Origin of the sequence: Xanthomonas campestris pv. badrii (assembly GCF_012848175.1) — a bacterium.
GTDB lineage: Bacteria > Pseudomonadota > Gammaproteobacteria > Xanthomonadales > Xanthomonadaceae > Xanthomonas > Xanthomonas campestris_C.
In genome coordinates this window covers 4,506,347-4,523,520 of sequence record NZ_CP051651.1, presented here as the reverse complement: position 1 = coordinate 4,523,520, position 17,174 = coordinate 4,506,347, and the positions used below count along the sequence as shown (strand labels likewise).

12 protein-coding genes and 2 pseudogenes are annotated in these 17,174 nt (G+C 65.9%); 10 read left to right on the top strand and 4 right to left on the bottom strand.

The features are described from left to right. The first annotated feature begins 14 nt into the window (after window positions 1-14). The gene (locus tag HG421_RS19180; RefSeq protein WP_169707738.1) at window positions 15-236 is read left to right on the top strand and encodes an XAC0095 family protein; all 222 of its coding nucleotides are present in this window, start codon (window positions 15-17) and stop codon (window positions 234-236) included. 513 nt (window positions 237-749) lie between these two features. Next, window positions 750-1,598 (top strand): annotated as a pseudogene (locus HG421_RS19175) (cytochrome P450); the annotation flags it as partial. A gap of 599 nt (window positions 1,599-2,197) precedes the next feature. Here HG421_RS19175 and HG421_RS19170 read toward each other — a convergent pair. After that, a complete protein-coding gene (locus tag HG421_RS19170) occupies window positions 2,198-2,917 on the bottom strand; it encodes a glutathione S-transferase family protein (RefSeq protein WP_169707736.1) in 720 nt (239 codons plus the stop codon). A gap of 293 nt (window positions 2,918-3,210) precedes the next feature. Next, window positions 3,211-3,963 (bottom strand): SDR family oxidoreductase, encoded by a 753-nt coding sequence (locus HG421_RS19165; protein WP_169707735.1) that lies wholly within the window; start codon window positions 3,961-3,963, stop codon window positions 3,211-3,213. A 129-nt stretch (window positions 3,964-4,092) separates the two neighbouring features. Between HG421_RS19165 and HG421_RS19160 the strand changes: the two genes are divergently transcribed. Then, window positions 4,093-4,980, top strand: coding sequence for a LysR family transcriptional regulator (locus HG421_RS19160; RefSeq protein ID WP_169707734.1), 888 nt, complete (start codon window positions 4,093-4,095; stop codon window positions 4,978-4,980). Window positions 4,981-5,150: 170 nt separating this feature from the next. Next, complete coding sequence (locus tag HG421_RS19155; protein WP_169708269.1) at window positions 5,151-7,244, top strand: M13 family metallopeptidase; 2,094 nt, start codon at window positions 5,151-5,153, stop codon at window positions 7,242-7,244. Window positions 7,245-7,414: 170 nt separating this feature from the next. Here the strand turns inward: HG421_RS19155 and HG421_RS19150 are convergent, their stop codons facing one another. Next, complete coding sequence (locus HG421_RS19150) at window positions 7,415-8,068, bottom strand: glutathione S-transferase family protein (RefSeq protein WP_169707733.1); 654 nt, start codon at window positions 8,066-8,068, stop codon at window positions 7,415-7,417. A 126-nt stretch (window positions 8,069-8,194) separates the two neighbouring features. Here HG421_RS19150 and HG421_RS19145 point away from each other — a divergent pair. The 4 genes and pseudogenes from HG421_RS19145 to HG421_RS19130 form a co-directional block, all read left to right on the top strand. After that, window positions 8,195-8,395: pseudogene (locus tag HG421_RS19145) on the top strand (ATP-grasp fold amidoligase family protein); the annotation flags it as partial. Between the two features lie 655 nt (window positions 8,396-9,050). Next, a complete protein-coding gene (locus tag HG421_RS19140; RefSeq protein WP_169707732.1) occupies window positions 9,051-9,347 on the top strand; it encodes a DUF1427 family protein in 297 nt (98 codons plus the stop codon). 193 nt (window positions 9,348-9,540) lie between these two features. Beyond that, the gene (locus HG421_RS19135) at window positions 9,541-10,419 is read left to right on the top strand and encodes a glyoxalase (RefSeq protein ID WP_169707731.1); all 879 of its coding nucleotides are present in this window, start codon (window positions 9,541-9,543) and stop codon (window positions 10,417-10,419) included. Between the two features lie 5 nt (window positions 10,420-10,424). Continuing rightward, on the top strand, window positions 10,425-11,822 hold the full coding sequence (locus HG421_RS19130) for an alginate export family protein (RefSeq protein WP_169707730.1): 1,398 nt from the start codon (window positions 10,425-10,427) through the stop codon (window positions 11,820-11,822). Window positions 11,823-11,991: 169 nt separating this feature from the next. On the opposite strand, the gene trhA is transcribed toward HG421_RS19130, so the two are convergent. After that, window positions 11,992-12,654 carry a PAQR family membrane homeostasis protein TrhA gene (gene trhA / locus HG421_RS19125; protein WP_169707729.1) on the bottom strand — a complete coding sequence of 221 codons (663 nt, stop codon included), beginning with the start codon at window positions 12,652-12,654 and terminating at the stop codon, window positions 11,992-11,994. Window positions 12,655-12,829: 175 nt separating this feature from the next. Between trhA and HG421_RS19120 the strand changes: the two genes are divergently transcribed. Together HG421_RS19120 and HG421_RS19115 are read left to right on the top strand one after the other, a co-directional pair. Then, window positions 12,830-15,325, top strand: coding sequence for a DEAD/DEAH box helicase (locus HG421_RS19120; RefSeq protein WP_169707728.1), 2,496 nt, complete (start codon window positions 12,830-12,832; stop codon window positions 15,323-15,325). A 347-nt stretch (window positions 15,326-15,672) separates the two neighbouring features. After that, window positions 15,673-17,148 carry a ribonuclease H-like domain-containing protein gene (locus HG421_RS19115; protein ID WP_343204239.1) on the top strand — a complete coding sequence of 492 codons (1,476 nt, stop codon included), beginning with the start codon at window positions 15,673-15,675 and terminating at the stop codon, window positions 17,146-17,148. The last annotated feature ends 26 nt before the right edge of the window (window positions 17,149-17,174 follow it).

Sequence of the window (17,174 nt, the reverse complement as noted above, 5' to 3'; positions counted from 1 at the left end):
GTAAGGAGAGCGGCATGCACGACGAACCCGGCTACTGGATGTCCGAAGGCACGCAATACCATCTTCTACGCGTACGCGACCAGCTGCGCCTGCTCGCTACCTTGGCCACACCGCGTTCGCGCGACGAAGGCGCCATGGGCATGCCGGCCATTCCACTACAGCAGTGGGCGCATTGCTTGCAGCAGTTGGCTGAGCAAGTGGAGGACGTGCTGGGCGACTTGGGCACTGCTGGGTAGTGCGCTTCCCTGGATGCAAACAGGGCGCTATGTGAGCCGCCAGGCGTGCAGCGATCACCGAAGGACCCGATCCACCCGCGTGTATCATGCCGGGGATAGGACCAGTGCGTACAGGCGGAATGCCGTAGAACGCATCGCCACCATTGTACTGCTTGGCGAAATTTTTTCTTGAAGAACGAAATAATTAAACGACACTTAATTATCTTCCAGATAGTCGAAGAAACTAACTTTGCAAAACATTGACTTGGGTATTATCAGCGGATAGGGTGCCGTTGGCACGACGAGTGAGTGCCAAACCTGCAGTTCCTTCTCTAACTTTCATCATCAGGAGCTTTCCATGAAAATTCTTTTTTCTATTAAGAAGTCATTGCTCGCAAAGGGAAGTCTCAAGAACAGCGCTTGGGGCTGGTACTGCTGGTAAACGTATATCTCAATAGATAAATGCTCAGCAGATAAATGCAAAGCGCGGCTCACACTCAAGGCTGATGCCTTGAGTGTGAGCCTACCGGAGCAATGATGCTTGCACTTCACTCCCAGCCCGCCAAACGTGCCACCCGCTTTGCGCCGAAGATGCAAAACCTGCTGGATGAGCATGTTGGCGATGACCTGTTCCGTCTCGATAAGACGACGGTGGGTATTTCCGGCGCGGCATTGATCGAAAAAGTTCTGGAGGCAAGGCCGGCCCTCGAGTCGGAGCGCCCCACCTTCAAGCCACTTCGTGGGCGTTCAATTCCGAAAGCGCACACCTCAAAGGTGATGCAGGCCCTTGGTCGCGACGTGCGTCATGCATTGGCAAAGCCTTGGCCCAGCGGTAAAGACCTCACTGGTTCCTGGCCACACGTTGGTCATCAGTATCTTTGCGAGTGGGTGTTCGGAGATGACCCATTACAGATGCGCATGGTGGTCGACCGGTTGTTGGTGCTTGCCCCGCCACTCACGTGGGCAGCGATCAGTGCGAGCGCGCTTTTTCCCTTCCGCTTGGGGCCTCATGCGTCAGAGCTTGCAACACTAACTGCAGCAGCGTCCACCTATGAGCAACGTCGGTTTGCACTTGGCCTGTACCGCCGTGCAGCGGGACCGATCTGCATCGCCATTTCGACATTGGTCACTAACGCGATTTGGCTCGCTTCGCCGTTTGATCCAGAACTTTCGAATCGAAGCATTCTATACGAGACCATGCGCTTGCTGCCTCCCTCGTGGAGTATCCGTCGCAGTGCTTCGCCAGAATATTGTGCAATTGATGCCCGTATTGGCCTTCACGACGATGTACTTGTATTTCCGTTTCTGAGTCATCGCCATCCCGGCATCTGGGAGGAGCCGGATTCCTTTTGCGCGGCCCGCTGGGACCGGCTCGACCCCGACAGCCACCCCGGGTATTTCCCGTTCGGGGGTTCATCGGAGCGCTGCTGGGGCATGCACCTTGTGATGCCGCTTGCAGAGCGGTTGCTGGATCTCTTACGGCAACAAGGCCTTGGAGTCAGCTCAAGGCAACTCCACGCAGACGTACCGCAACATGGCCTGCTAGGCATCTTGCACGTTGACGTGGTGCGCAGATGAGGCGACAGGGATCGAACTGCAGGCACCATCAGCGGCGGTACAGCGTTGCTGCGCACTGGGGCAGTTGCGACGGCGTGGTGCGTCTGCCCCGGCGGTGCTGTGTCGACGATGGCGCGCACGACCTTGCACAACTCCGTGGGCGGTGCTGCGTGGGCGGTTGCCAACGCCGTCGGCAGGATCGCGGGCGCCGCAGCATAGAAGAATAGGACGCGCATGGCGCTGGTCAGAAAGAAGACCTGCGCAGTATTGGCTCAGCCGCATGGCGCCGCATCGTCGATCCGCGCTGGAGCCGGGCATTGCCGATGCACACGGGCTGGGCGGGTGCAGCGCGACGCGGCCAAGCCAGTGCTTGCCGCGCGCGCTCCATCGCACTACGCGCCGTATGGCGCACGCAGACGATGCGCTCAGCCCTGCGCGCTGGCGTGTGCCGGTGACGATGCCGGCACAGGCACCGACTGCGCCAAAAGGGCACCGTACCGCTGCAAGTGCTGCTGGAAGCGGCTGGCGTAGTCCGGCCCCACCGCGGAAATCACGCTCTGCCGTGCAGCCAGGGCCGCACGCCATGCGCGCACGCGCGGCAGGTCGTCGAAGATCGGCGCGGAAACGTCCGCCTGCAGCAGGTCGAAGTAGCGCAGCAGCGGTGCGAACACCACATCGACCATGCCAAATTCCGGGCCGGCGAAGTAAGGGCCTTCGCCCAGCACGTCTTCGATCTTTTGCAGCTTGCCGCGGAAGGCGGTGCGTGCAGCGTCGGCGGCGGTTTGGTCGCTGGCATTGAGGAACTGCCAGCCATCGGCGAAGGTGGGTGTGGCGAACTCGATCCAGGCGCGCTGTTGCGCGCGTTGCAAGGGGTCGATGGGATACAGGCTGGGCTTGCCGCTGGTGTCGTTGAGGTAGTCGCAGATCACCACGCTTTCGAACACGGTGGCCACGCTACCGTCCGGCTGGCCGATGCGCAGCAGCGGCACCTTGCCGGTGGGCGACAACGCCAGGAACCAGTCCGGCTTGGCCGACAGGTCGACGTCGATGCGCTCGAACGGTGCAGCGTTTTCCAGCAGCACGATCGCCGCGCGTTGCACGAACGGACACAAGGGGTGGCTGATCAGGGTCAGGGAGGGAGACATGGGTTATCCGGGTCGCAATGAGAAGGGTGATGTGGGGGCGGCCGTGCGCAGGGCGATGGACTCGCACGTCATCCATGGCAGAAGGACGCGCAGGGCCACGCAGCGGGCGCAGACCGCCGTGCATGCAGCGGGATGAATGCCGGGCCTTGCGTGCGTGCCGGCGCGCAGGGCGCCTCGCCCAGCCTGCACCTGCGCACCGGTCGGTGGCGCAGGCAGGCGGTCAACGCTGGCATTGCCGGCAGTGGTGGCGCTGCGCGCCCTCACTGCCGGTTCCGCAAGGACGGCAGCCATGGTCAGCGATTGAGCAGGCGGCCGCCGTCGACCACGATTTCCGCGCCCACCGTCCAGCGGGACTCGTCCGAGGCCAGGTACAGCACGGCCTTGGCGATTTCTTCCGCGGTGCCGAAGCGACCCATCGGAATGCCGGCGATGATCTGCTCGTTGACCTGTGCGCGATAGGCATCGGGAATGCCGGCCTTGTCGTACAACGGGGTTTCCACCGGGCCAGGGCTGACCGCGTTGATGCGGATGCCGCGGTCAAGCAGCTCGCTCGACAAGGTCTTGCTCATGTTCAACAAGGCGGCCTTGGTGGCGCTGTACACCGAGGAGCTGGCCGCACCGATGTGGGCGCTGATGGACGTATTGAGCACCACCGACGCCGGGTTGGCCAGCACTGGCAGCAGCGACTGCAGCAGGAAGTACGGTCCCTTGACGTTGGTGGCGAAGGAAGCGTCGAAGGCCTGCTCGGTCCAGTTCTCGATCGGAATCCAGACCGAGACGCCGGCATTGAGGAAGGCCACGTCCAGCTGGCCGTAGTGGTCGGCGACCGCGCGGGCCAGTTCCTGCTGGGCGGCGACGCTGGCCGAATCGGCGCGCAGCACGGGGACCTCGGAACCGAGGATGTCCTTGGCCTTGGCGATGGAGTCGGGGTTCACGCCGGTGACGATGACGCGTGCGCCTTCGGCGAGGAACTGCTTGGCCGTTTCCAGCCCGATGCCACTGGTGCCGCCGGTGATGAGGGTGCGTTTGCCTGCGAGACGGGACATGCGTTGCTCCTGAAGTGAGGCCAACCACAGTGGCGGGCCTTCGGTAGGCGCATCATGGCTTCTTGGTCGATCCGCAATAAGAGCCTGCGAACGCATAACGTTCATGCCAGCTGCGCATGAATCGAGAGCATGGACCGTTTCCTGTTGATGAATTGCTTCGCCCGCGCCGTGGAGACAGGCAGCTTTTCTGCCGCCGGCCGCGATCTGGGGTTGGGGCAGCCGAACGTGAGCCGCCATGTGGCGGCATTGGAGGAGCAGCTGCAGGCCCGGCTGCTCAACCGCTCCACCCGCAAGCTGGTGCTGACGCCGGAGGGTGAGCGCTATTACGCCGAGGTGCGCCGCATCCTGGATGCGGTGGCCGAATCGGAAATGGCGCTGCGCGAAGACGTGCAACCGTCCGGGCTGTTGCGGGTGGGGTGCCCCACGGCGTTGTCGCACACCTTCGTGATGCCGCTGGTGCCGGAATTTCTGCGGCAGTTTCCGGCCCTGGAGCTGGATCTGCAGATCAACGATCGCTATATCAATCTGCTCGACGAGGGCGCGGAGCTGGCCATCCGCATCGGCCATCTGGAAAGCAGTGCGCTGCGCGCGCGCCGGGTCGGCGCGTTCCGGCGCGTCACCGTGGCCAGCCGTGCGTATCTGGAACGCCGCGGCGTTCCGGCCACGCCTGGAGACCTGCGCCATCACGATTGCGTGCTGTACACCTTGCTGGCAACCGGAGCGAGCTGGCGTTTCAGGGACACCGACGTGCCGGTGTCCGGGCGGATCAGGGTCAACTCACCCGAGGCCGCCCGTGAGGCGGTCAGCGCGGGGCTCGGCATCGGGCTCGGCCCGGCGTGGCTGTACGAACAGGGGCTGGTCTCGGGCCAACTGCAGACGGTACTGGACGACTACGCGCCGCCGCCGGCACCGCTGCAGATCGTCTACGCCGCCAACCGCCTGATCCCCAAGCGCGCGAGCGTGTTCATGGATTTCATCGCCGAGGCATTTGCGAAGATTCCGCAGCTCAACAGCTGACCGCCCCCGGGCAAGATGGCCGTGGGGCGCGGCGGCGGCTGCATGGCCGTCCAGCGGGCACACGGCCGGTTGTCTTTCGCGACCATGGTCACCTTTTCTCTTTTCCGGCCTGCTTGCGCGAGGGCGGCAACTACGCTGCCCGGACATCTCTCGCAACTTCACGGCCACCGATGACCATGTCGAACAAAGCACCTCTTGCGCTGGCGATCTTGCTGTCCTTGACGGGCTGCCAGCAGGGTGGCGATCAATCCCATGGTGCAACGCCGGCAACTGCGCCTGCTTCTGCTGCTGCCGCGCCGGCAACGCCGGCCCTGGACATCGGCGAACTGGATCCACATGCCGACGCCTGCCAGGACCTCAATGCGTTCGCGAACGGCAAGACGCTTGCCAAGGGCATCCCCCAGGACGAGGTTGGCATCGGAACCTCGTTCGACATCTACAACGCCAGCTATCGGGACCAGCACGCCATTGCCGAGGCGCTGCTGAAAAGCCGGCCGGCTGATGGCTCCATCGAGCAGCTGGTCAGAACGTTCTATGCCTCCGGGATGGACGAGGCGACCATCCAGCGGTTGGGCATCACCCCGATCCAGCAACGTCTCGATGCGATCGACACGCTGAAGAATGCAGACGACGTCGCCCGCTTCATCACCCAACGCCACGCCCAGGGCGCTGGCGTGCTGTTCCAGTTCATGGCGCGGCCGCAATTGCAGGATGTCTCGAAGATGGTGGCGTATGCCTCTGTCGAACGCATGACGCTGCCGGCCAAGAACTACTACGTCGACCCGCAGTACGCCGCCATCCGCAACGCCTATCTTGCCTATGTGAAGCAGTCGTTCGTGCTGGCCGGAACCCCTGCCGAGCAGGCGGCCGTGCAGGCAAGACAGGTGCTGCAATTGGAAAGCCGCCTGGCCGCGGCGCTGCTGACGCCTGCCGAGCAGCGCGATCCACACAAGATGTACCACTGGTTCACCACCGCGCAGGCCAACGCGCTGACCCCCCACTTTGCCTGGGACCGCTTCATGGCCGCGCAGGGGGTCGCTGCAGAACCAGGCCTTGCAGTGTCGCAGCCGGCATTCTTCAAGGCACTGGATGGGCTGTTGGCTAGCGCGCCGATGTCGCAGTGGAGAGCGTATCTGCGCTTCCGGGCCATCGACGATGCGGCGCCGGCATTGAGCAGGCCCTTTGCCGACAACTACTTCGACTTCCACTCCAGGACGCTGCAGGGGCAGAAGGTGGCGCCGCCGCGTTGGAAGCAGGTGATCAATGCGCTGAACACCACCATCGCAGAAGCGATGGGCCAGCTCTACGTGGCCAGGGAGTTTTCCCCCGCGTCCAAGCAGGATGCGCTCGCGCTGGTGGAAAACGTGCGGGCCGCGATGAAGCGGCGCATCGAGGGTGCTGACTGGATGCGCCCCACCACCCGCGCCACGGCCCTGGAAAAGCTGGCCACCATGCTGCCGAAGATCGGTTACCCCGATACCTGGCGGGATTGGTCTGGCCTGCAGCTGGAGAGCGACGGCTACCTGCGCAACATCGAGCGCGCCCACGCCTTCAATCACCGCGCAGAGATGGCGAAGATCGGCAAGCCGACGGATCGCAAGCGTTGGGGCGAGGTCTTTCCGCAAACGGTCAATGCGTACTACGACCCGACCGATAACAGCATCTACTTCCCGGCCGTGATCCTGCAGCGGCCATTGTTCGACAAAACTGCCGACGCTGCTCTCAACTATGGCGGCATCGGTGGCTTCATCGGTCACGAAATCAGCCATGGCTTCGACGATCAGGGCCGCCAGTTCGATGCGATCGGAAACAACCGGAACTGGTGGCAGCCGGCCGATCGTGCCGCGTTCCAAGCCCGGGCCGACACGATCAAGCAACAGGTCAGCCGTTACGTCCCGCTCAAGGACAGGCCGGACCTGCATGTCAACGGCGAGCTGGTGCTTGGCGAAAGCATTGCCGACTACACCGGCGTCACGATTGCCTACGATGCGCTCATGCTGGAGTTGAAGAAGCATCCCGACCGCCGCAAGACCATCGACGGCTATACGCCAGAGCAGCGCTTCTTCATCAACTGGGCGCGACTGTTTCGCAACGCCTTCCGGGAAGAGGTGCAAGTGCTATCGCTCAACTCCGACCCGCATCCGCCCAGTGTCGTGCGCGTCAATGCCGGCCCTTCCAACATGCCCCAGTACGCCAAGGCGTTTGCCTGCAAGGCGGGCGAGGCGATGGTCCGCTCCGACCAGGAGCGCGCGCAGGTCTGGTAGCGCCATGCACGGCCATGCCGCAGCGCGCGGTGCGGCATGGCGTGGTGCTGTTGGGCCGAATCGTGCCCAAGGCCGACCTGCGGCGCGATGGATGTGGAGCGCCTGGTGCTTGCACGGCCATGCAGCCAAGACGGCCCCAGCGGTTTGAGTTTTCAGGCGTGCCTGCCGGGCTAGCGATCCAACACCCTATCGCCGTTGATCGCCCACTGTGCTGCGAAGGCGCGCTGATAGGCCGGGCGGGCTTCGCCGCGCGCGACGTAGGCCTGCAGTGACGGGAACGCATCCAGCAGGCCGGTGAGCCGGATGCGGATCAATACCGAGATCATCAGCAGGTCGCCGGCGCTGAAATCGCCTTCCAGCCAGGTGTTGTCGCCCAGATGGGCACTCAGATGCTGCAGCCGGCGGTTGATGCGTTTTTGCAGCAGCGGCAAGCGCTGCGCCGTCCAGGGTTTGTCCGCTTCCAGCAGCAGGGCGTTGCCCAGCTCCATCATGGGCGGCTCGACGGTATTGAGTGCCGCAAACATCCAGGCAATGGCGCGGGCGCGGGCGTTGTCGTCGTGCGGTAGCAGGCCGGGATACTGCTGCGCGATGTGGAGCACGATGGCACCGGTTTCGAACAGCGCCAGCTCCCCTTGTTCGAAGGTGGGGATCTGACCGAACGGCTGGATGGCTAGGTGCGCCGGTTGATTGAGCGCGCGGAACGGCAGCAGCCGCACCTCGTAGGGTTGGCCCACTTCTTCCAGCGCCCAGCGCAGGCGGGTATCACGCACCAAGCCTTTGCCACCATCGGGCGAGCGTTCGAAGGCGGTGATGGTGATCGTCATGGCTGAGGCGTCTCTGTCGTCGGGCTTGACCTAGCGTACTCCAGCAACGTGCGGGCGCCGCTCCAACAGCCCGCTGCTGCGCGGGCCTGCGCCTCCATGCGCCAGCGAATGGCTCGGCCTTGCCGAGATTACGTGCGGGTGGATTGGTATATCCAGCAGGGGAAGGCGTACTTCGGCGAACTCACCTTCACCCCGGGCGCGGGCATGGTTACCGGCCTGGAGCGGGGGCTGGACCGGAGGATGGGCGATATGTGGGTGCAACGGCGCGCGCCGGTGGAAGCGCGCCTGCCAGCGCACAGCATCGGGCTGCGGGTGGCGGTGCGATAAGGGCGGCGATTGGCGGCGGCGCGTCACACCGCGCGGCGTGCGCGCAAGGGCAAGGGCGACACCTGCGTGGTGGCCCGTGCACACCGATCGCCAAGGCTGACGGCCTTGCCGGATACGAGACCGGTTGCGGGGAATACGCGCGGGATCGTCTGGGCGCTGGCGCGAGCTTGCGCAGCTGAGCGTGCGCGTTGCTGACCCTGTGCGCGACAAAGCCAGGCTGGCGCGAGTGAGCACACCGCTGCTGCGGCAGGCGATGCACGCTTTCGTGGTGACGGATGCCTCGCCCGCCAGCCTGCCGGTCCCCCGTTCGGGTCATCGGGGGGTGACCCGTCCCGGTGTTCTGGATCGGCCGCACTGCGTTCAGCATGACGGCTACCGCAGCCATCGCAGCACGCCATGGCCAGGTGCCTCCCGCATTTCGAGAGATCGCGTCGATGACAGGGTCCGACTGCTCCACTCAGCGCCCCGCACTGCAGCCGCACGATGTCCGTTCCTGGCCGAGCGGCCGTGCACGGCGGCCTGCACGGCGGCTGCGTGAGGCAGCCCGGCCCACCGCCGCTGCCGGTCCGGTGCCGCATGCTACCGCGCCACTGCATCCGGGCGCGATGACGGCTGCGCGCACCGTTATGGCGTGCCGTCACCACAGGAGCCCGGCATGAAGCCCTATCTGCTCTCGCTCGCCGCCGGCCTGCTGGTCGGGGTGATCTACAGCCTGCTCAATGTGCGCTCACCGGCACCGCCGATCATTGCGCTGATCGGTTTGCTCGGCATCCTGATCGGCGAACAGCTGCCACCGCTGGCGCGTCACCTGCTGGCACGCAGCCAGACCGAAACCTCATGGCTGCAGCAGCAGGTCCAGCCGCATATGTTCGGGCATCTGCCCAAGGCACAGCGCCCACCGACGCAGGCAGAAGGCACGCCACCACCCCAGGACCCGCCACCCGAGGGCTGATGGGGTGGCACGCAGCGGCATCGACATCGCGCTGCGCGTTACGCGGTCTTGCGGCAACCGCACGGTGTGCTTTCCGCGCACAGGCTGCCCACGCCCTCGCCGCCGGGAGGACGTGGGCGGGCAGACCGCATCGCTCCAGAACCGCTCCGCCCGCGCGTTGGCCCCACGCACTTCACTCTTCGAGGAATCTTCCATGCGCCTGATGCTCTCGCTGGGCCTGTCTGCTGCCTTGTTGCTGCCGGCCTGCGTGCGGGCGGCGCCGCCGGTGTCGGTTGGCCCGCAGTACGACACCACCCACGTGTATGTCGCGCCGGCCGATGTCGATGCCTTCGTGCGCAGCTTTGCGGCCACCTTCGAAGGGCAGAGCACCCGTCAGGTGATTGCCACCGTGACGCCGACACCGAGCAGCACCAGCTCGCAACTGGTGCAGACCAAGGCCGGCACGGTGTCGTTGTTCGGCTTCCGCACACCGATCCCTTACCCGTTCGGCTCCGAACGCACCGGGTATCTGGTAACCGACATGGAGCAGGCCATCACCGCAGCGCGCGCTGCCGGCGCCGAGGTGCTGGTGGAACCGTTCAAGGATCCGATCGGCCGCGATGCGGTGATCGCCTGGCCGGGCGGCGTCACCATGCAGCTGTATTGGCACGACACCCCGCCGCACTACGCGCCGCTGGCCACCATTCCGGAAAATCGCGTGTATGTCTCGCGCGACCGTGCCGATGCCTTCGCCGCGGCCTGGCGGACGTTCTCGCACGGCAAGGTGGTACGCGACGACCGCAAGGCCGACGCCGCGCTGATCGGCCGGCCGGGCGAGACCTATCGCAGCATCCTGATCCGCTCCGGCTTCGGCGATCTGCAGGTGCTGGTGACCGATGGCCACCTGCCTTACCCGTACGGCCGCGAGCTCACCGGCTATGCGGTCCAGGACCTGGAAGCGACGCTTGCGCGGGCCACCGCATCGGGAGCGAAGGTGCTGGTACCGGCAGTGGCCGCTGCGCAGCGCCGCTCGGCGATGCTGGCGTTTCCCGGCGGTTACATCGCCGAACTGCATGCCGACACCCCGCGCTGATCGACATGACCGTACGCCTGGCCTTGCCGCTGATTGCGCTGCTGTGCGCGCACCCTGCGGCATGCGCGCAAACGCCACTGCCGGCTGGCGATGCTGGCGCCGCACGCCCCAAGATCGCATCCAATCGCTGGCAGGAAGACTGGTCGCCGCTGGCCGATCCTGCGCTGCGCACGCAGCCGTTGGATCGTTTGAAGTTTGTGCCGCTGGGCGATGCGGCGTACGCATCGTTCGGACTCAACCTGCGCGAGCGCTTCGAGAGCAACGATGCGCCGGCACTGGGCATCGGCCGCCAGCGCGACAGCGATGTGCTGCAGCGCCTGCAGGCTCATGTGGATCTGCGCGTTGGCGCGCATTGGCAACTGTTCACTCAACTGGAAGATGCGCGTGCCTTCGACAAGCGCCAGCACGGGCCGGCCGATGCCAATCGCGCCGACTTGCGCATGGCGTTCGTCGCCTATAACGCGCCAGTGGGCAACGGCAGGTTGAAGTGGCGGGTGGGCCGGCAGGAGTTTGCGTTCGACCTGCAGCGCTTTGTCTCGCTGCGCGATGGGCCCAATGTGCGGCAGTCGTTCGATGCGGCGTGGGTCAATTACGAAACCGGCCCCTGGCGCGTGATCGCCTTCGTCAGCCAGCCGGTGCAGTACGCCGACGAACGCAGTTTCGACGATGTGTCCAACGGCCATCTTCGCTTCGATAGCGTGCGCATCGAGCGCCATGTGTTGGGTACCAATGAGTTGTCGCTGTATTACGCGCGTTACCGGCAGGACGATGCCGGTTTTCTGGATGCTTCCGGCAATGAACGTCGCCACATCCTGGACGCGCGCTTTGCCGGCGCGCATCAACGCATCGATTGGGACGTGGAAGCGATGGGGCAGCGCGGACGGGTGGGCAGCAGCCGTGCACGCGCCTGGGCGGTGGGCCTGAAGGCCGGCTACACCTGGAAGACCACCCCATTGACGCCGCGCCTGGGCCTGCAGGTGGACACCGCGTCCGGCGACCATCGCCCCGGCGACGGCCGTGTGGAGACCTTCAACCCGCTGTTTCCCAATGGGGCGTACATCAACCTGGCCGGCTACACCGGCTACGCCAACCTGCTGCTGGTCAAACCGGCGCTCACCGTGCAACCGAGCGCGACGCTGAGCGTCACGGCCGCCATGGGTCTGTTATGGCGGCAGCGCACCGCCGACGCGGTGTACGTGCAACCGGACATTCCACTGGCCGGAACCGCCGGCACCGGCAAGCGATGGACCGGCCGCTACCTGCAGCTGCGCGGCGACTGGAAGCTCAACGCGCACCTGCAGACCGCGCTGGAAGTGGTGCAGTACCAGGCCGGCCAGAGCGTGCGCGCGGCCGGTGGCCACAATAGCCGTTACCTTGGCTGCGAGATGAAGTTCATGTGGTAGCGGCTGCTGCGTCACGCAGCGTCGTTGCCGTGCCGAGCATCGCGCGGCACCTGCTGAGGACGCACTGCCGTATCCAGGACATGCGCGCAGTGCTGGATGCCGTGGCCGCCCGCGCAGGGCATGTCATTGGCGCAGTGACTTCCTGCGCGCCAACCAGACTCTGCTAGCCCTACACCACCGCCACCGGCCGCAGGCACAGCCAGATGGCATACCAATGCGACAGTGCACCGCCCAGCACGTGGGCGTGCCAGATCGCGCGGTTGTAGACCAGCGATTTGCGCACGTAGAAGGCCACGCCCACGGTGTAGAACGCACCGCCGGCAACGATGAGCCACAGCACCGCGCTGTCCAGCCCGGCGATCATCTGGTTGATGACCACGATACCGGCCCAGCCCAGCAACAGGTAGATCGCCACCCAGAAGCCCTTGGCGATGCCCGGCAGGCACAGCTTGGCGAACACGCCGAACAAGGCCACGCACCAGACGCTCAAGATCATGGCCCAGCGCCAGGGGCCATCGAGCGCAACCAGGAAGAATGGCGTGTACGAGCCGGCGATCATCACGAAGATGCCGGCATGGTCGAACTTGCGCAGCATCGGCTGGCGCAGCGGTGGGGCGAAGTTGTAGGCGGCCGAGCAGGCGAACATGGTCAGCAAGCCCAGCGCATAGACGCAGGTGGCAAACAGCATGGTCTGGTTGGTATGCGCCCGCCACACCATCCAGCCGCCACCGACGATGGCCAGGAACAGGCCGGCGGCATGCACGATCACATCGGCGCGGCGGGCAGAAACAGACTTGTAGTGCGGAGCAGTGACGTTGGCAGACACGGGCACGGCGGTTCTTCGATGTGGGGGATCCCCCAGCGTGCAAGGCAGCCATGACGCAGTGGGGGGCAACAGGATACCCCGCTTGCTGAATCCGCTCAGTGAGTCAGGCTGGGCGCGCGGGCGCCGGTCTCATACCCTGAGACACCTCCCCTGTCTCATGCCCCTCTTTGGGAGCCGCCGTATGCCTCCGTTTACCCTCGCTCCCCGCACCGAAACCGCCGAACGCGCCCTGGCCACCACCGATGGCCGGCCCAGCCGCGATGGCGCACTGCTCACGCAGCGCCTGGAACGGCGCTACCAGGACCGCATCACCGGCAGCTTCACCATCCCCGGGCGCGAGGGCAGTTATGCGCCGATCCCGGAGGATGTGCCGGCCGCATTGGCCGATGCACTGCGCGCGCGCGGCATCGACCAGCTCTACAGCCATCAGGCCGCCGCCTGGGCGGCCACCCAGCGTGGCGAGCATGTGGCGATCGTGACGCCCACCGCCTCGGGCAAGTCGCTGTGCTACACGCTGCCGGTGGTGAGCGCGGCGATGACCGCAGGGGCCAAGGCGCTGTACCTGTTCCCGACCAAGGCGCTGGCGCAGGACCAGGTGGCCGAACTGCTGGAATTGAACCGCGCCGGCGCGCTGGGGGTGAAGGCCTTCACCTTCGACGGCGATACCCCCGGCGATGCGCGCCAGGCGATCCGCCTGCATGGCGACATCGTGGTGAGCAACCCGGACATGCTGCACCAGGCGATCCTGCCGCATCACACCAAGTGGGCGCAGTTCTTCGAAAACCTGCGCTATGTGGTGATCGACGAGATCCACACCTACCGCGGCGTGTTCGGCAGCCACGTCACCAACGTGCTGCGCCGGCTCAAGCGCATCTGCGCGTTCTATGGCGCCACCCCGCAGTTCATCCTGTGCTCGGCCACCATCGGCAACCCGCATGCGCACGCGCAGGCCTTGATCGAAGAACAGGTGCATGCGATCACCGAGTCCGGCGCGCCCACCGGCGACAAGCATGTGCTGTTGTGGAACCCGCCGGTGGTCAATGCCGACCTGGGCCTGCGCGCCTCGGCGCGTTCGCAGAGCAACCGCATCGCACGCATCGCCATCAAGAGCGGGCTGAAGACGCTGGTGTTTGCGCAGACGCGCCTGATGGTGGAGGTGCTGACCAAGTACCTCAAGGACATCTTCGACCACGACCCGCGCAAGCCGGCGCGGATTCGTGCCTACCGCGGCGGCTACCTGCCCACCGAGCGACGCGAAGTGGAGCGGGCGATGCGTGCCGGCAGCATCGACGGCATCATTTCGACTTCTGCGCTGGAGCTGGGCGTGGATATCGGCGCGCTGGATGTGGTGGTCCTCAATGGCTACCCCGGCAGCGTGGCGGCCACCTGGCAGCGCTTCGGCCGCGCCGGGCGGCGCCAGCAGCCGGCGCTGGGCGTGCTGGTGGCCAGCTCGCAACCGCTGGATCAATACGTGGTGCGGCACCCGGATTTCTTCGCCGACGCCTCGCCCGAACATGCGCGCATTGCGCCGGATCAGCCGCTGATCCTGTTCGACCACATCCGTTGCGCGGCGTTCGAATTGCCGTTCATCGCCAGCGAACCGTTCGGGCCGATCGACCCATTGGTGTTCCTGGAAGCCTTGGCCGAAAGCGAAGTGATCCACCAGGAAGGCGACCGCTGGGAATGGATTGCCGACAGCTATCCGGCCAATGCGGTGAGCCTGCGCTTGGTGGCCGATGGCAACTTCGTGGTGGTGGACAAGAGCGACGGCAAGCAGCAGATCATTGCCGAGGTGGATTATTCGGCCGCGGCGCTGACCTTGTACGAAGGCGCCATCCACATGGTGCAGAGCACGCCGTATCAAGTGGAGCGGCTGGATTGGGAAGGCCGCAAGGCGTACGTGACACGCACCCATGTGGACTACTACACCGACAGCATCGACTACACCAAGTTGAAGGTGCTGGACCGCTTCGATGGCGGTGTGGCCGGCCGTGGCGATTGCCACCATGGCGAGGTGCATGTGGTGCGGCGCGTGTCCGGCTACAAGAAGATCCGCTATTACACGCATGAAAACATCGGCTACGGGCCGGTGAATCTGCCCGACCAGGAGCTGCACACCACGGCGGTATGGTGGCAGCTGCCGCAGGCCACCCTGGGCAAGGCGTTCGCGTCCAAGCAGGATGCGCTGGATGGCTTCCTGGGCGCCGCCTACGCGCTGCACGTGGTGGCCACGGTGGCAGTGATGGCCGATGCGCGCGACCTGCAAAAGGCCGTGGGCAATGGCGATGGCGCGTGGTTTGCGGTGGCCGACCAGACCGGGCGCGGGCAACTGCGCGGAGTGGAAGAAGGCGAGCAGGGCGCGGTGGAACTGCAGCAGGCCTTCGTGCCCACGGTGTATCTGTACGACAACTTCCCCGGCGGGGTGGGCTTGAGCGAGCCGCTGTGGCTGCGTCAGGCCGAGCTGCTGCAGCGCGCGGACGAGCTGGTACGGCGTTGCGATTGCAGCGCCGGGTGCCCGGCCTGCGTGGGCCCGGTGCTGGCCGCGCACGAGGAAGGCAAGGGCGAATCGCCCAAGTCGCTGGCGTTGACGGTGCTGGCGCTGTTGTTCGATGCCGATGCGCCGCTACGCCATGCCACCCAGGTGGACGACGACTTGGCGCTGGACGTGCTTGCATGAGCGTGAGTGCAGAGCGCCTGCGCTTGCTGCGTCGGCAGGCTGGGCACGCGGATGTGCGTGCGCCTGCGGTGGTTGCTGACAGCGATGCACAGCAAGGGGCAGCAGCGGCGCGTGCGAACGATGCCGCGCTTGTGGGTGAGATGCCGCAGACAGCTGTCGATGCAGCCAGGCCGGGCACATCGTCTGCGCCAGTGGCGCCATCGGCCGCAACGTCTGCTGCGGCCGATGTGCCCGCGTATGCGCCGGCCTTGCGGTTGTCCGATGAGCCACGGCTGGCGGATGCAGCGCACCGTGTTGACGCCTTGCGCGTTGCCACGCCGACGCTCACACAGAGCGACGCGAACGCTGTGGCGCCGGCATGGGCGAGCGCGCGCGCGACCAAGCCATCTGCGCCACCGACGCAGCCGGCATTGCTCAGGCGAGCAGCCGTTGAGGCAGCGGCGGCTGGCGCGATCTCAGGCGGCACGCATGCAAGCGGTGCGCACATGGCGGCCGACATTGCCACGCCGCCAGCGCAGGACCGAGCAACGCCTGCACCTGGCAGCGCCTCGGGTGTCAGCGCGGAACGGTTGCGCCTGCTGCGCCGTCAGGTCGGCGGGCTGACACCTGCATCGCGCAAGGACGAGGCGGTGACGCCGACACGTGCGCAGCGGGCAGCGGTCTGCGGCACCGGGGCACCGGCTGCACGCTTGTCATCGCACGATGCCGCCGCTGCACGTCATGCCGCCCCGGCAGCTCGACCGCACGATGTGCGCACCGCACCGGCACTCACGCGCCGCGCCTTGCCGTCACCGGCGACGGCATCGCCTGCGCGCGAGGCATCGGTGTTTGCCTGGGTGGAGCACGATGTGCGCCACAAACCGGCGTTGCCATCGGCTGCCGATGCCGATGCAAGCGATACCGTGGATGCAGATCGCGCAGGCCGCTCGCCAGCAGCACGCAACGCGACCGCACCACCGGCACCACCGATGTCGGCGATGCCACCACCGCAGCGACGCACCGATATCGCCGGCCTGCGCAAGATGATCGGCCTGCGCGAACGGGCAATCTCGCCGCACACGCCGCTGCGTGCGCCGTCCACCGATCGGCAGCTGCCCGGCAACGAGATCGCACCGGGCCTGCATCTGATCGAAGCCTTCCTGCCGCAGCCGATCCCCGGCGAGGCGCTCTCGCTGGCATTCGCCAAACGCCAGGACGCGGTCGACCCGCTGGACCTGTTGTTCTTCGATACCGAAACCACCGGCCTTGCCGGCGGCACCGGCACACGCGCCTTCATGATCGGGGTGGCGCAGTGGGGCGCCGATGCCGTGCAAGGCAGCGGCCTGCGCGTGCGCCAGTTGATGATGTCCACCATGGCCGCCGAGAGCGCCATGCTGGATCTGTTCCGCAGCTGGCTGTCGCCGCGCACGGTGCTGTCCAGCTACAACGGCCGCTGCTACGACGCGCCGCTGCTCAAGACGCGCTACCGGCTGGCGCGCCGCGGCGACCCGATTTCCGCACTGGACCATGTGGACCTGCTGTTCCCCACCCGCCGCCGGTACCGCGGCACCTGGGAGAACTGCAAGCTGTCCACCATCGAGCGGCAGCTGCTGCGCGTGGTGCGCGAAGACGACCTGCCCGGCTCCGAAGCGCCGGCGGCGTGGCTGAGCTATCTGCGCGGCGGCAGCGCGCGCAACCTGCGCCGCGTGGCCGACCACAACCACCAGGACGTGGTGACGTTGTCGCTGCTGATGCAACGGCTGGTGGCGGTGGAGGCGCAGGACAGAGACGTGATTCCGTTGATGGAGTCGCTGCAGCACGCTCGGCGCGAGCGCGGGTTGTAGTGAAGGCGCGTCAGATCGGGTCAGAT